Source organism: Pseudomonas sp. NPDC087614 (assembly GCF_044743485.1).
Classification (GTDB): Bacteria; Pseudomonadota; Gammaproteobacteria; order Pseudomonadales; family Pseudomonadaceae; genus Aquipseudomonas; species Aquipseudomonas baetica_A.
In genome coordinates this window covers 1-14,648 of sequence record NZ_JBIUWN010000106.1, presented here as the reverse complement: position 1 = coordinate 14,648, position 14,648 = coordinate 1, and the positions used below count along the sequence as shown (strand labels likewise).

14 protein-coding genes are annotated in these 14,648 nt (G+C 59.9%); all 14 read left to right on the top strand.

Annotated elements, in window-relative coordinates; translation table 11 throughout:
- Positions 1-2 precede the first annotated feature (2 nt).
- Positions 3-1,421 (top strand): sigma-54 dependent transcriptional regulator, encoded by a 1,419-nt coding sequence (locus tag ACIOWA_RS25605; RefSeq protein WP_401162556.1) that lies wholly within the window; start codon positions 3-5, stop codon positions 1,419-1,421.
- A gap of 110 nt (positions 1,422-1,531) precedes the next feature.
- Entirely contained in the window at positions 1,532-2,743 is a 1,212-nt protein-coding gene (locus ACIOWA_RS25600) for a sensor histidine kinase (protein WP_401136345.1), read from the top strand.
- 5 nt (positions 2,744-2,748) lie between these two features.
- Positions 2,749-4,140 carry a sigma-54 dependent transcriptional regulator gene (locus ACIOWA_RS25595; protein WP_339432670.1) on the top strand — a complete coding sequence of 464 codons (1,392 nt, stop codon included), beginning with the start codon at positions 2,749-2,751 and terminating at the stop codon, positions 4,138-4,140.
- 128 nt (positions 4,141-4,268) lie between these two features.
- Positions 4,269-4,598: a flagellar hook-basal body complex protein FliE gene (gene fliE / locus ACIOWA_RS25590; RefSeq protein WP_221731982.1), complete on the top strand. Its 330-nt coding sequence runs from the start codon at positions 4,269-4,271 to the stop codon at positions 4,596-4,598.
- 15 nt (positions 4,599-4,613) lie between these two features.
- Entirely contained in the window at positions 4,614-6,401 is a 1,788-nt protein-coding gene (gene fliF, locus ACIOWA_RS25585; protein ID WP_339432609.1) for a flagellar basal-body MS-ring/collar protein FliF, read from the top strand.
- Positions 6,394-7,413, top strand: coding sequence for a flagellar motor switch protein FliG (gene fliG / locus ACIOWA_RS25580; protein ID WP_007920042.1), 1,020 nt, complete (start codon positions 6,394-6,396; stop codon positions 7,411-7,413). The genes fliF and fliG overlap by 8 nt, the downstream gene beginning before the upstream one ends.
- Positions 7,414-7,417: 4 nt before the next feature.
- Entirely contained in the window at positions 7,418-8,221 is an 804-nt protein-coding gene (gene fliH / locus ACIOWA_RS25575) for a flagellar assembly protein FliH (RefSeq protein ID WP_401162553.1), read from the top strand.
- Entirely contained in the window at positions 8,211-9,569 is a 1,359-nt protein-coding gene (gene fliI, locus ACIOWA_RS25570) for a flagellar protein export ATPase FliI (RefSeq protein ID WP_339432607.1), read from the top strand. The genes fliH and fliI overlap by 11 nt, the downstream gene beginning before the upstream one ends.
- A 6-nt stretch (positions 9,570-9,575) precedes the next feature.
- Positions 9,576-10,025, top strand: coding sequence for a flagellar export protein FliJ (gene fliJ, locus ACIOWA_RS25565; RefSeq protein ID WP_339432606.1), 450 nt, complete (start codon positions 9,576-9,578; stop codon positions 10,023-10,025).
- Positions 10,026-10,135: 110 nt separating this feature from the next.
- The gene (locus ACIOWA_RS25560; RefSeq protein WP_401162551.1) at positions 10,136-10,441 is read left to right on the top strand and encodes an STAS domain-containing protein; all 306 of its coding nucleotides are present in this window, start codon (positions 10,136-10,138) and stop codon (positions 10,439-10,441) included.
- Between the two features lie 5 nt (positions 10,442-10,446).
- Positions 10,447-12,150 carry a fused response regulator/phosphatase gene (locus ACIOWA_RS25555; protein WP_339432604.1) on the top strand — a complete coding sequence of 568 codons (1,704 nt, stop codon included), beginning with the start codon at positions 10,447-10,449 and terminating at the stop codon, positions 12,148-12,150.
- 31 nt (positions 12,151-12,181) lie between these two features.
- Complete coding sequence (locus tag ACIOWA_RS25550; protein ID WP_339432603.1) at positions 12,182-12,529, top strand: Hpt domain-containing protein; 348 nt, start codon at positions 12,182-12,184, stop codon at positions 12,527-12,529.
- A 106-nt stretch (positions 12,530-12,635) separates the two neighbouring features.
- On the top strand, positions 12,636-13,994 hold the full coding sequence (locus tag ACIOWA_RS25545; protein ID WP_401162549.1) for a flagellar hook-length control protein FliK: 1,359 nt from the start codon (positions 12,636-12,638) through the stop codon (positions 13,992-13,994).
- Positions 13,995-14,205: 211 nt separating this feature from the next.
- A partial coding sequence (locus tag ACIOWA_RS25540; RefSeq protein WP_401162547.1) for a flagellar basal body-associated protein FliL occupies positions 14,206-14,648 on the top strand: 443 nt, incomplete at its 3' end.

Here is a 14,648-nt window from a genome sequence, read left to right as displayed (position 1 = left end):
ACCTGGCGGTGATCTTGAATTTTCTCGGCGAAGAAAATTTACCCTGCGGCAGCCATGACTGGCAGCAGGCGGTCGGCTCTTTGTCGTCTAGTCGTGAGGTCATTTGCGTACTGATCGGGACGGTCAATGCTCCTGGTGCGCTTTTTGGCTTGCTAAAGACACTCGCAACCTGGGATGAGTTCCTTCCGGTTTTGCTGATGGGCGATAATTCTTCCGTCGACTTGCCTGAAGACCAGCGTCGCCGCGTGCTTTCGACCCTCGAAATGCCGCCGAGCTACAGCAAGTTGCTTGACTCGCTGCACCGCGCCCAGGTCTATCGCGAAATGTATGACCAGGCCCGAGAGCGCGGTCGTCATCGAGAACCCAATCTGTTCCGCAGTCTCGTCGGCACCAGCCGTGCGATCCAGCACGTGCGTCAGATGATGCAGCAAGTGGCCGACACCGACGCCAGCGTGCTGATCCTCGGCGAGTCCGGCACCGGCAAGGAAGTGGTCGCGCGTAACCTGCATTACCATTCCAAACGTCGTGACGCGCCGTTCGTACCGGTCAACTGCGGGGCGATCCCGGCAGAGTTGCTGGAAAGCGAACTGTTCGGTCACGAGAAGGGCGCCTTCACAGGTGCCATCACCAGCCGAGCCGGCCGTTTCGAACTGGCCAATGGCGGCACGCTCTTCCTCGACGAAATCGGCGACATGCCGCTGCCGATGCAGGTCAAGCTGCTGCGCGTGTTGCAAGAGCGTACGTTTGAGCGCGTGGGCAGCAACAAGACCCAGAGCGTTGACGTGCGCATCATCGCCGCGACCCACAAGAACCTCGAAAGCATGATCGAGATCGGTACTTTCCGCGAAGACCTCTACTATCGCCTGAACGTGTTCCCGATCGAGATGGCGCCGTTGCGCGAGCGGGTCGAAGACATTCCGCTGCTGATGAACGAACTGATTTCGCGCATGGAGCACGAAAAACGCGGTTCGATCCGTTTCAACTCGGCGGCGATCATGTCGCTGTGCCGTCACGCCTGGCCGGGCAACGTCCGTGAGCTGGCCAACCTGGTGGAGCGCATGGCGATCATGCATCCGTACGGGGTGATTGGTGTGGTCGAATTGCCGAAGAAATTCCGCTACGTCGATGATGAAGACGAGCAAATGGTCGACAGCTTGCGCAGCGATCTCGAAGAGCGCGTGGCAATCAACGGCCATACGCCAGACTTCACCGCGAACGCCATGCTGCCGCCAGAAGGCCTGGACCTGAAGGACTACCTTGGTGGTCTCGAGCAGGGCCTGATCCAGCAGGCGCTCGACGACGCCAACGGCATCGTGGCGCGGGCTGCCGAGCGCCTGCGCATTCGGCGTACCACGCTGGTGGAAAAGATGCGCAAATACGGTATGAGCCGGCGCGATGGAGACGAACAGGCGGATGATTGACGCCTGTTTTTCAACCTCTTCATTTATAAGCAGTTTTTTTTAGGCACGGGTATTGCTACATCCCTCGCAACGTTCCGTTTCACTGACGGTCAGCAAAGCGAGAGATCACAATGCCCCAAGCCGCCCAGATGTCTTCTGCCTCCAGTCCCGAGGGGCAACCGCCCTCCGTAGAGCAGGCAAGCCGGCAGGGTCTTGAGCAGGCCTTCGCGCTGTTCAGTCAGATGTCCAGTCAGTTGACTGACTCCTACAGCATGCTTGAAGCGCGGGTTACCGAGCTCAAGGGTGAGCTGGCCGTGGTCAGCGCTCAGCGCATGCAGGAGCTGGCGGAAAAAGAGCGTCTGGCCAATCGTCTGCAAAACCTCCTGGATCTGTTGCCCGGCGGCGTCATCGTGATCGATGGCCACGGCATTGTGGTCGAAGCCAACCCGGCGGCCATCGAGTTGCTCGGTTTGCCACTGGAGGGCGAACTGTGGCGCCATGTCATCGCGCGTTGCTTCGCCCCGCGTGAAGACGACGGTCACGAAATCTCTCTGAAAAACGGTCGGCGCCTGTCGATTGCCACGCGCTCGCTGGATGCCGAGCCGGGGCAATTGGTGCTGCTCAACGACCTGACCGAAACCCGTCACCTGCAGGATCAACTCGCGCGCCATGAGCGCTTGTCTTCGCTGGGGCGCATGGTCGCCTCGCTGGCTCACCAGATCCGCACGCCGCTGTCGGCTGCATTGCTCTATGCCAGTCATTTGACCGAGCAGGAGCTGCCGGTCGCCACCCAGCAGCGTTTTGCCGGGCGCCTGAAAGAGCGTCTGCATGAGCTGGAGCATCAGGTGCGCGACATGCTGGTGTTCGCTCGCGGTGAATTGCCGCTGACTGACCGCCTTACGCCCAATGCCTTGATGCAATCGTTGCAAGCGGCCGCGTTGACCCATGTGCAGGATTTGCCCATTCGCTGGCAGTGCGACAGTCATGTCGGCGAGTTGCTGTGCAATCGCGACACGCTGGTCGGGGCCCTTTTGAATCTGATCGAAAACGCGATTCAGGCCAGCGCCGCCGTTGTGCGCTTGAAAGTGCATTGCTACACCCGCGACAACACGCTGCGGTTGTGCATCAGCGACAGCGGCAGCGGCATCGAGCCGTCGGTGCTGGAACGCCTCGGTGAACCGTTTTTTACCACCAAAGTCACCGGCACAGGCCTCGGTCTGACCGTGGTCAAGGCTGTGGCCCGGGCGCATCAGGGAGAATTGCAGCTGCGTTCGCGTGTCGGGCGCGGCACGTGCGCGCAGGTGATCCTGCCGCTGTTTTCCGCTGTACAGGGAGCTGAGTGAGCATCATGGGTATCAAGGTTCTGCTGGTCGAGGATGACCGTTCGTTGCGTGAGGCGCTGGCCGATACACTGCTGTTGGCCGGTCATGATTACCACGCAGTCGGCAGTGCTGAAGAGGCGTTGACGGCGGTGGCGCGCGAAGCGTTCAGTCTGGTGGTCAGTGACGTCAACATGCCAGGCATGGACGGTCATCAATTGCTTTCGCTGCTGCGCGCCCGCCAGCCGCAATTGCCGGTGTTGCTGATGACGGCGCATGGCGCCGTGGAGCGTGCCGTCGATGCGATGCGCCAAGGCGCCGCGGATTATCTGGTCAAGCCGTTTGAGCCTAAAGCGTTACTCGATCTGGTGTCGCGCCATGCGCTGGGCAGCCTCGTTACCGGCGACGTCGAAGGCCCGATTGCTGTCGAACCGGCCAGTGCGCAGTTGCTCGAATTGGCCGCGCGGGTCGCGCGCAGCGATTCAACCGTGTTGATCTCCGGCGAGTCCGGCACTGGCAAAGAGGTGCTGGCACGCTACATTCATCAGCAATCCCACCGCGCCAATCAACCGTTTATTGCGATCAATTGCGCCGCGATTCCCGACAACATGCTTGAAGCAACGTTGTTCGGTCACGAGAAGGGCTCATTCACGGGGGCAATTGCGGCGCAGGCTGGCAAATTCGAACAGGCCGACGGCGGCACGATCCTGCTCGACGAAATCTCCGAGATGCCCCTCGGTCTGCAGGCCAAGCTGCTGCGTGTGCTGCAAGAGCGCGAAGTCGAGCGAGTCGGTGCGCGCAAGCCGATCAGCCTGGATATCCGGGTGGTGGCCACCACTAACCGCGATCTGGCAGGTGAGGTGGCGGCGGGGCGATTCCGTGAGGATCTTTTCTACCGCCTGTCGGTTTTCCCCCTGGCCTGGCGTCCACTTCGCGAGCGCACTGCCGATATCTTGCCGCTGGCCGAGCGGTTGCTGGCCAAGCACGTCAATAAAATGAAGCATGCCGCGGCGAAACTCTCGCCCGAGGCGCAAGCATGCCTGACCGGATATCCATGGCCGGGCAACGTGCGTGAACTGGATAACGCGATTCAGCGTGCACTTATTTTGCAGCAGGGCGGTTTGATTCAACCGCAGGATTTCTGCCTGGCCGGTGCCGTGACGTTCGCCGCTTTGCCGGTGGCAGCGCCTGCGCCACAAATGATTCGTGAAGTTGAAATCGACGCGGATTCGGCCGGCGCCTTGGGCGATGACCTGCGTCGCCGGGAGTTTCAGATGATCATCGATACCCTGCGCACTGAGCGTGGGCGACGCAAGGAAGCGGCGGAAAAACTCGGCATCAGTCCGCGCACCTTGCGTTACAAACTGGCGCAAATGCGCGATGCGGGGATGGATGTCGAAGGCTATCTGTTCGCCACTTGATCTGAACCGCAACGCTTTGAAAACGCTTTTCTCAAAAGGCTGCCTCTGAGCTGGCACCCTTGTTGCTAACACCTGTGTACCCGCCGAGTGAGTGTCAAAAAATTGCGGGCCGCCAAAGAGAGTAGACCATGAGCCAAGGTATTGAATTTAATCGGTTGATGATGGACATGAAGGCCATGAAAATGGATGCCATGTCTGCGCCGAAATCGACAGCCGCTGTCCCTGAACTGGCTGGCAGCAGCTTTTCCGACATGCTCGGTCAGGCGATCAACAAAGTCAGCGATACCCAGCAGGCGTCGAATCAGTTGGCTAACGCTTTTGAAATCGGTAAAAGCGGCGTCGATCTGACGGACGTGATGATCGCTTCGCAAAAAGCCAGCGTGTCGTTCCAGGCTCTGACCCAGGTACGCAACAAACTGGTTCAGGCATATCAAGACATCATGCAGATGCCGGTTTAAGGACGAGATTGAGTCATGGCAGAAGCAGTCGCCGATAATGTTCCGGCCAAGGCCACCCCGATAGACGGCAAACCGCCGCTGTTCGGTCTGTCCTTCCTGGAAAACCTCTCCGAGATGACCATGCTGCGTCAGGTAGGCCTGTTGGTCGGCCTGGCTGCGAGTGTGGCGATTGGCTTTGCCGTGGTGTTGTGGTCGCAGCAGCCGGATTACCGTCCGTTGTACGGCAGCCTTGCCGGCATGGACGCCAAACAGGTCATGGACACCCTGGCCTCCGCCGACATCCCTTATACCGTCGAACCGAATTCCGGCGCCTTGCTGGTCAAGGCCGATGACCTGTCCCGTGCGCGGATGAAACTCGCTGCCGCTGGTGTCACTCCCAGCGACGGCAATATCGGTTTCGAGATCCTCGACAAGGAACAGGGGCTGGGCACCAGCCAGTTCATGGAAGCGACCCGTTATCGTCGTGGCCTGGAAGGTGAACTGGCGCGCACCATTTCCAGCCTGAACAACGTCAAGGGTGCTCGCGTGCACCTGGCGATTCCGAAGAGTTCGGTATTCGTGCGTGATGAGCGCAAGCCGAGTGCCTCGGTTCTGGTTGAACTGTACTCCGGTCGTTCGCTGGAGCCAGGTCAGGTGGTGGCGATCATCAACCTGGTGGCGACTTCCGTTCCCGAGCTGAGCAAATCGCAGATCACTGTCGTTGACCAGAAGGGTAACCTGCTCTCTGATCAGGCGGAAAACTCCGAAATGACCATGGCCGGCAAGCAGTTCGATTACAGCCGCCGCATGGAAAGCATGCTCACCCAGCGCGTGCACAACATTCTGCAACCGGTACTGGGCAACGACCGCTACAAGGCCGAAGTCTCGGCCGATATCGATTTCAACGCCGTCGAATCCACTGCCGAACAGTTCAACCCGGATCAACCGGCGTTGCGCAGCGAGCAGTCGGTCAACGAGCAGCGTACCGCCAGCAACGGCCCGCAAGGTGTGCCAGGGGCGCTGAGCAACCAGCCGCCGTCGCCGGCTTCGGCGCCGCAAACCACCGGTGGTGCTGCCACTGCGGCTGGCATGATCCAGCCAGGTCAACCATTGGTTGATGCCAATGGACAGCAGATCATGGACCCGGCCACCGGCCAGCCGATGCTCGCGCCGTACCCGGCTGACAAGCGTCAACAATCCACCAAGAACTTCGAACTCGATCGCTCCATCAGCCACACCAAGCAGCAGCAGGGTCGCCTGAATCGGCTGTCGGTGTCGGTGGTGGTCGACGATCAGGTCAAGGTCAATGCGGCCAACGGGGAAATCACCCGCGCGCCGTGGAGCGCCGATGAATTGGCGCGCTTCACCCGTCTGGTGCAGGACGCCGTCGGTTTCGACGCCAGCCGTGGCGACAGCGTCAGCGTGATCAACATGCCGTTCTCCGCCGAGCGCGGCGAAGTGATTGCCGATATTCCGTTCTACTCCCAGCCATGGTTCTGGGACATCGTCAAACAGGTGCTGGGTGTGTTGTTCATCCTGGTGCTGGTGTTTGGTGTGCTGCGTCCGGTGCTCAACAACATCACCGGCGGCGGCAAAGGCAAGGAGCTGGCCGGTTTGGGCAGCGACGTGGAACTCGGTGGCATGGGCGGCCTGGACGGCGAACTTTCCAACGACCGCGTAAGCCTCGGTGGTCCGCAGAGCATTCTGTTGCCGAGCCCGAGCGAGGGTTATGACGCGCAACTGAATGCAATCAAGAGTCTGGTGGCTGAAGACCCGGGTCGCGTGGCTCAGGTCGTGAAAGAGTGGATTAACGCAGATGAGTGATAACCGAGCCGCTACCGTCAAACTGAACAAGGTCGACAAAGCCGCGATTCTGCTGCTGTCCCTTGGCTCGACCGATGCTGCGCAAGTGCTGCGCCACATGGGGCCCAAAGAGGTTCAGCGTGTGGGTGTGGCCATGGCGCAGATGGGCAACGTCCATCGCGAGCAGGTCGAGCAGGTCATGAGCGAGTTCGTCGACATCGTCGGCGACCAGACCAGCCTGGGCGTCGGTTCCGACGACTATGTGCGCAAAATGCTCACCCAGGCCCTGGGTGAAGACAAGGCCAACGGCCTGATCGACCGCATCCTGCTCGGTGGCAACACCAGCGGCCTGGACAGCCTGAAATGGATGGAGCCGCGTGCCGTTGCCGACGTCATTCGTTACGAGCACCCCCAGATCCAGGCCATCGTGGTCGCGTACCTCGATCCGGATCAGGCCGGTGAGGTGCTTGGCAACTTCGACCACAAGGTGCGTCTGGACATCATCCTGCGCGTCTCGTCGTTGAACACCGTGCAGCCAGCGGCACTGAAAGAACTGAACCAGATTCTCGAGAAACAGTTCTCCGGCAACTCGAATGCCTCGCGCACCACCCTGGGTGGCATCAAGCGTGCGGCGGACATCATGAACTTCCTCGACAGCTCGATCGAAGGGCAGCTCATGGACTCGATCCGCGAAGTCGACGAAGACCTGTCCGGTCAGATCGAAGACCTCATGTTCGTGTTCAACAACCTGGCCGATGTCGACGACCGCGGCATTCAGGCGCTGCTGCGCGAAGTGTCTTCCGACGTGCTGGTGCTGGCCCTCAAGGGTTCGGACGAAGGCGTCAAAGAGAAGATCTTCAAGAACATGTCCAAACGTGCGGCCGAACTGTTGCGCGACGACCTCGAGGCCAAAGGTCCGGTGCGTGTCAGCGACGTGGAAACGGCACAGAAAGAAATCCTCACCATTGCCCGTCGTATGGCCGAAGCCGGCGAGATTGTGCTCGGTGGCAAGGGCGGCGAGGAAATGATCTAAGCCCATGGACAAGCATGACGATGTGACGGATCTGATCCGTGCCCGGGATGTTCGCAGTTTCGAGTCCTGGGCACTGCCCAGTTTCGATCCGCCGAAACCGGAACCCGAGCCGGAGCCGGAGCCCGAACCGCCGGAAATGGAAGAAGTGCCGCTGGAAGAAGTCCAGCCACTGACCCTGGAAGAACTCGAAAGCATCCGTCAGGAGGCCTACAACGAGGGTTTCGCCATCGGCGAAAAAGAGGGTTTTCACAGTGCCACGCTCAAGGTGCGTCAAGAGGCCGAAGTGGCCTTGGAGGCTAAACTTGTCAGCCTTGAGCAATTGATGGGGCATCTGTTCGAGCCCATCGCCGAGCAAGACACGCAGATCGAAAAGTCGTTGGTCGACCTCGTACAGCACATCACCAAACAGGTGATCAAGCGCGAGTTGGCCGTCGACTCGAGCCAGATCGAACACGTCATGCGCGACGCCCTCAAGCTGCTGCCGCTGGGCGTCGATAATGTGCGCTTGTACATCAACCCTCAGGACTTCGAACAGGCCAAAGCCCTGCGCGAGCGTCATGAGGAAACCTGGCGCATCGTCGAGGACGAATCCTTGATGCCGGGTGGGTGCCGCGTTGAAACCGAGCAAAGCCGAATCGACGCGAGCATTGAAACCCGCGTCACTCAGGTCATGGACAAGCTGTTCGATCAGTTGCACGAACAGGCTCTGCACCCGGCCGCGCCGGACTTGAGTCTGGATATCCCTGAGGACGCCAAACCGGTGGCGGCCCCAGACGAGCCGCTCGCGGACGCCACCGATGCGCCTTGAACGCACCAGTTTCGCCAAGCGCCTGAGCACTTATGCCGAGGCCACTGAAATGGCCGGTGCGCCCATTCTCGAAGGTCGCCTGCTGCGGATGGTCGGCCTCACGCTGGAAGCCGAAGGCCTGCGCGCAGCCATGGGCACGCGCTGCCTGGTGATCAACGACGACAGCTATCACCCTTCGCAGGTTGAAGCGGAAGTCATGGGCTTCTCCGGTAGCAAAGTCTTTTTGATGCCGGTCGGCAGCGTCGCCGGTATCGCCCCGGGCGCCCGTGTGGTGCCGCTGGCCGATACCGGTCGCTTGCCGATGGGCATGAGCATGCTCGGTCGTGTGCTCGACGGCGCCGGTCGCGCGCTGGACGGCAAGGGCGGCATGAAAGCCGAAGACTGGGTGCCGATGGACGGCCCGACGATCAACCCGCTCAACCGTGACCCGATCAGTGTTCCACTGGATGTGGGCATTCGTTGCATCAACGGTTTGTTGACGGTCGGTCGGGGGCAGCGACTGGGCCTGTTCGCCGGTACCGGTGTCGGTAAATCCGTATTGCTGGGCATGATGACTCGCTTCACTGAGGCTGACATTATCGTCGTGGGTCTGATCGGTGAGCGGGGTCGTGAAGTCAAGGAGTTCATCGAGCACATTCTCGGTGAAGAAGGCCTCAAGCGTTCGGTGGTGGTGGCCTCGCCAGCGGACGATGCGCCGTTGATGCGTCTGCGCGCAGCCATGTACTGCACGCGGATCGCCGAGTATTTTCGCGACAAGGGCAAGAACGTTCTGTTACTGATGGATTCGTTGACCCGTTTTGCCCAGGCCCAGCGGGAAATCGCCCTGGCCATCGGTGAGCCGCCCGCGACCAAGGGGTATCCGCCGTCGGTGTTCGCCAAGTTGCCCAAGTTGGTGGAGCGCGCCGGTAATGCGGAGAAGGGCGGGGGGTCGATTACCGCGTTCTATACCGTGTTGTCCGAAGGCGATGACCAACAGGACCCGATTGCCGACTCGGCCCGAGGCGTACTTGACGGCCACATCGTGCTGTCCCGGCGCCTGGCCGAGGAAGGGCACTACCCGGCCATCGATATCGAAGCGTCGATCAGTCGGGTAATGCCAGCGGTGGTGTCGTCGGAACACATGCAGCGCGCGCAGTATTTCAAACAGCTATGGTCGCGTTATCAGCAGAGTCGCGATCTGATCAGCGTCGGCGCTTATGTTGCAGGTGGTGACCGCGAGACTGATCTGGCGATTTCCCTGCAACCACAATTGGTCAGGTATCAGCGTCAGGGGCTGAACGACAGCATCAACATGGGGGAGAGCCAAGCCTATCTTGAAACCCTCTTCGCGCCAGCGGCGGGCGGATAACCGGCCATGGCTGTCAGCCGAGCAGCGCGCCTGGCGCCGGTAGTGGACATGGCCGAGCAAGCCGAGAAAACCGCCGTGCAGCGTTTGGGCTATTTCCAGGGGCAAGTGAAGGTAGCCGAAAGCAAGCTCGCCGACCTGCATGCCTTTCGCCTGGATTACTCGCAGCAATGGATTGTGCGCGGCAGCACCGGTGTTAGCGGGCAATGGCTGCTAGGGTTTCAGGGGTTTCTGGCGCAACTCGACACCGCCGTTGATCAGCAGCGCCAGAGCCTGGTCTGGCATCAGAATAATTTGGACAAGGCGCGTGAGGCTTGGCAGCAGGCCTTCGCCAAAGTTGAAGGCCTGCGCAAACTGGTGCAGCGCTATCGCGAGGAGGCGCAGCGCCTTGAAGACAAACGCGAGCAGAAGTTGCTCGACGAGTTGTCCCAACGTCTACCCCGACATGATCCTTACTAAAAATAAGTACCTCAAGCTCGTACATGTATTTGATCGTGTATTGCGCCTTGCTCCTGCGCATGCCAAGTGCTAAACCTTGTACACGTTCGCAATGACAAGGAAGCCAGTCAATGTCAGTCGTTAGAGAAGTATCTCCGGATGGTCAAAAACTGACGATCTCGGTCAAGGGGCGGTTCGATTTCGATCGCTATCAGGAGTTTCGCGAGTCTTATGAGGGGCTCAGCCGTAAGCCTGAGTCCATCGTGGTCGACCTTAAAGACGCGACCTATCTCGACAGCTCTGCGCTGGGCATGCTGCTCCTGCTGCGTGATCACGCGGGCGGCGATCACTCGGATGTGCGGGTGGTTAACAGTAGTTGCGATGTGCGCAAGATCTTCGCCATCTCCAATTTTGACAAGCTCTTCCACATCAGTTGACGACCATGCAGGCGCAAGAGCCGCTGACGATCCTGATCGCCGAAGACAGCGCCGCTGACCGTTTGCTGCTGTCGACCATCGTTCGTCGTCAGGGCCATGAAGTGCTCACGGCGGCCAACGGTGCCGAAGCCGTCGATATTTTCCGCCGTCAGCAACCCAGTCTTGTCCTGATGGACGCGATGATGCCGGTGATGGACGGTTTCGAGGCCGCGCGACAGATCAAGGCGCTGGCAGGGGAAACCCTGGTGCCGATCATCTTCCTCACGTCGCTGACCGAAAGTGAAGCCCTTGCGCGTTGCCTTGAGGCTGGGGGTGACGACTTTCTGGCGAAGCCCTACAACCAGGTCATCCTCGCCGCCAAAATCAAGGCGATGGATCGGTTGCGCCGTTTGCAGGCCACTGTGCTGCAACAGCGTGACCTGATTGCCAAACATCACCATTATTTGCTCAACGAGCAACGTGTCGCCAAAGCGGTGTTTGATAAGGTCGCGCATTCCGGTTGTCTGAGTGCGCCGAATATCCGCTATTTGCAATCGCCCTATGCGCTGTTCAATGGTGACCTGCTGCTGGCGGCGCACACCCCCGCGGGCGACATGTATTTGCTGTTAGGCGATTTTACCGGCCACGGTTTGCCGGCCGCGGTGGGTGCCATGCCGTTGGCCGAAGTGTTTTACGGCATGACGGCCAAGGGGTACGGCCTGGCCGAAACCCTGCGAGAGATGAATGCCAAGCTCAAGCGTATTTTGCCGGTGGACATGTTTTGCTGCGCAACGCTGCTGTGCCTGAGTTTCCAGAGGCGTTCGGTGGAGGTCTGGAACGGCGGCATGCCTGACGGTTATCTGCACCGGATTGCCAGCGGCGAGCGTATTCCGTTGGCCGCGCAGCATCTGCCGCTGGGCGTTCTGAGTCCGCAAGCGTTCGATGACAGTACGCAAGTCTATCCGATGGCTGTCGGTGATCGGGTTTTCCTGTTGTCCGACGGGGTGATCGACACCAGCAATGCCCATGATCAACTGTTCGGTGTCGAGCGTTTGCAGCAGGTGTTTGCTGCCAATCGTGAGCCTGATCGGTTGTTCGAGGATATCGAGCGGGCGCTGTGCGATTTTCGTGGTGAGGCGCGTGATGACGTGAGCATGGTCGAGATCAGCCTGCTGGAGCCAGTGCAGGCCAATCCTTCGCAGCCGATGTATTCGGACAGCGGCCAGTCGTGCCCGCTGGACTGGTCGGTGAGCTTCGAGTTTCGCGGCGCTACGCTCAAGCGTTTCAATCCATTGCCATACCTGTTGCAGTTGCTGCTCGAAGTGCATGGGTTGCGAGCGCAAAGCGGCGCGTTGTACAGCGTGCTCGCCGAGTTGTATTCCAATGCACTGGAGCACGGAGTGTTGGGGCTGGATTCCAGTCTCAAACGCGATGCTGCCGGATTCGCCCGCTACTATGAACAGCGCAATGCGCGTCTGGAAGCATTGCAGGACGGTTATGTCCGCGTACATCTACAGGTGCAGCCGCAAGGTTCAGGTGGCTGTCTGGTCATTCGGGTTGAAGACAGTGGCAAGGGCTTTGATGTTGCCCGGGTGATGGATCGGCCAATCGAAGATGTCCGTCTGTCGGGGCGTGGTGTCAGCTTGATCCGCCAATTGGGGCGCAACGCGAGCTGGTCGGACCAGGGCCGTAGTGCCCGCGTGGAATTTTCCTGGGGGGTTGGTGCATAATCCGCGCAATTCTTGATCAAGGAGTGAGCAAGTGACTGACGAACATGTGGATCACGAAACGCTGAGCGTCCTGCGCGAAGTCATGGAGGAAGGTTACCCGGAACTGCTGGATACCTTTCTGGCCGACTCCAGGCTGCGTCTGGACGATCTTCAAGTCACCGTCGACGCCAAAGCGCTGTCGGACGTTGCCCATAGTTTCAAGGGCAGTGCCAGTAATATGGGAGCCATTCGATTGGCTGAACTGTGTCGTGAACTGGAAGCCGAAGCCAAGGACAAAAGTGCGACGCAAATTGCCCAACTGATCGCCGATATCATTGGCGAGTTTGAGTTTATAAGCGCTGTCTACGAAAAAGAGCGACAGCAAGCGCTGACTCACTGACTCCCACCGTCCGGCGCTTTTCTTCGGCGCCGGACAAAACTGGCCCGGCACTTGCAGCTATCTCGGTCAACTGTACCTACGATCCCAGTGCAGCGGAGACCGTTTTATGCCTGCGACCCCCAACATTCTTCTTCAGAGCGTCGCTCAGGCGAAGGCTCAAGCTGCCTCTGCCAAGTCGTCGGCAATGGCCCTGGACGCCGGGGGCAAGGCCTCAAGCTTCGCTGAAGTGTTTGCCGATCAAGGCCCGAGAAAATCTGCCGCAACCCCCGACATGGCGATTAAACCGGCGCGTGACAAGGTTGCTGACAACAGCGGTAAAACGGACGTTGGCAAGGATTCGGCTGCCGCCGCACAACCGACGGTTGCCGATAGCGGCAATGACTTGCCTGCCGACAAAACACCGGCAGCCGACGACAAGACAAACAACAGCGACGACAGCCCGGACACCGCTCAGGCCCCAGTGGCGGACGCTACACCGGTCGATCCGGCACTGGCAGAAAGCGTGCAACCGGTCGTCACGGCTCCTGTGGGGCCGGCCCCGGTTGTCGAAGCGACACCTTCCACCAAAACCGATACCCCGGCAGTAGCCTTGCAGCCCAGTGCGGTCAAGGACCCTTCGGCCACCGCCGACAGTGATTTCGACCCGGCAGCCGATCCCCTCGACTCGCTCCCGGTGGTGCGCATGGCGATGGAGCAGGGCGGACACATTTCCTCTGCCAGTCAGGCGCAACCCAAAGCTGCGCCCGCACAGGCTCAGGCCGACGGTGAATTGACCTCAGCGCAGAACTTCGCCGCGGGCATGGCCAGCATGCTCGATGTGCAGGCCGACAAGGACAGTACCAGTCAGGGTGGGGAGAAGGCTTTCAGCGGCCTGATCGACGACGGGCTCAAAGACCTCAAATCCGCCACCAGTGACACTCGGGTCGACGACTTCGCCAACCGTCTGGCGGCACTGACCCAGGCAGCCACGCCTAAGACCGCCAACGTCGTGCCGGTCAGTCAGCCAATCGCCATGCATCAAAGCGGCTGGACTGAAGAAGTGGTCAACCGTGTCATGTATCTGTCGAGCGCCAATCTGAAGGCGGCGGATATTCAGTTGCAGCCGGCTGAACTGGGGCGTCTGGATATCCGGGTCAATATGGTTCCGGACCAGCAGACTCAGGTGACGTTCATGAGTGCACACCCGAGTGTGCGTGAAGCGCTGGACGGGCAGATGCATCGTCTGCGCGAGATGTTCGCCCAGCAGGGTATGGGGCAGGTCGACGTCAATGTGTCTGACCAGAATCGTGGCTGGCAGGGGCAGCAAGGTCAGGATCAGGCGCAGCAGGGCCAAAGCGGTCGCACCAGTGCTGCCGGTGGTCGACTGGACTCGGCGGATGAAGAATTGGCGCCTGTCAGCGTGGCCGAAGCTGCCGCGCAGACCACCAGCGTGATTGGCTCCAGCGCTGTCGACTATTACGCCTGACACAACCCAGTACCCCCTGTGGGAGCGGGCTTGCTCGCGAATGCGCAATGACATTCAACATTAATGTTGGCTGACACACTGCATTCGCGAGCAGGCCCGCTCCCACATTGGTTTTGTGTGTTCTCCCAATTTGCTCCGACACTTCTGGCATAACACTTGCTCTTGCCTTGCCGTGCGACTGTGAAAACCCGAATAGTGACGGATTATTGGCATGGCGAAGAGCGAAACAGCAGCAGTAAAAGACCCTGCAACCAAAGGCAAACTCAAGCTGATCATTGTGATCGTGCTGGCATTGCTGCTGGCCATCGGCGCGTCTGTGGGGGCGACCTGGTTCTTCATGCACAGTGCCCAGAGCAAATCTGCCGAGGCGGCCGAGACTGTTCCGGTTGGTAAGCAACCGGCGATTTTCGAGCCGATGGCGCCGGCATTCGTCGCCAACTACAACCAGAACGGCCGTCAGCGCTACATGCAGGTGAGTATCACCATGCTGGCGCGTAATCAGGCCGATCTGGAAGCGCTCAAAGTGCACATGCCGGTGATCCGCAATAACCTGGTGATGCTCTTCTCCGGTCAGGATTTTGCCACTCTGGCGACCCCGGTCGGGCAAGAGATGTTGCGCCAGAAGGCCACAGCCAGCGTCCAGGAAGTGGCGCA

What these genes read in the sequence shown, in the direction of transcription:
- fliH (WP_401162553.1), top strand. Translation starts at nt 7,418, where the DNA reads ATGGACAAGCATGACGATGTGACGGATCTGATCCGTGCCCGGGATGTT.
- fliG (WP_007920042.1), top strand. Translation starts at nt 6,394, where the DNA reads ATGAGTGATAACCGAGCCGCTACCGTCAAACTGAACAAGGTCGACAAA.
- ACIOWA_RS25555 (WP_339432604.1), top strand. Translation starts at nt 10,447, where the DNA reads ATGCAGGCGCAAGAGCCGCTGACGATCCTGATCGCCGAAGACAGCGCC.
- ACIOWA_RS25560 (WP_401162551.1), top strand. Translation starts at nt 10,136, where the DNA reads ATGTCAGTCGTTAGAGAAGTATCTCCGGATGGTCAAAAACTGACGATC.
- fliJ (WP_339432606.1), top strand. Translation starts at nt 9,576, where the DNA reads ATGGCTGTCAGCCGAGCAGCGCGCCTGGCGCCGGTAGTGGACATGGCC.
- ACIOWA_RS25600 (WP_401136345.1), top strand. Translation starts at nt 1,532, where the DNA reads ATGCCCCAAGCCGCCCAGATGTCTTCTGCCTCCAGTCCCGAGGGGCAA.
- fliE (WP_221731982.1), top strand. Translation starts at nt 4,269, where the DNA reads ATGAGCCAAGGTATTGAATTTAATCGGTTGATGATGGACATGAAGGCC.
- fliF (WP_339432609.1), top strand. Translation starts at nt 4,614, where the DNA reads ATGGCAGAAGCAGTCGCCGATAATGTTCCGGCCAAGGCCACCCCGATA.
- ACIOWA_RS25595 (WP_339432670.1), top strand. Translation starts at nt 2,749, where the DNA reads ATGGGTATCAAGGTTCTGCTGGTCGAGGATGACCGTTCGTTGCGTGAG.
- ACIOWA_RS25545 (WP_401162549.1), top strand. Translation starts at nt 12,636, where the DNA reads ATGCCTGCGACCCCCAACATTCTTCTTCAGAGCGTCGCTCAGGCGAAG.
- fliI (WP_339432607.1), top strand. Translation starts at nt 8,211, where the DNA reads ATGCGCCTTGAACGCACCAGTTTCGCCAAGCGCCTGAGCACTTATGCC.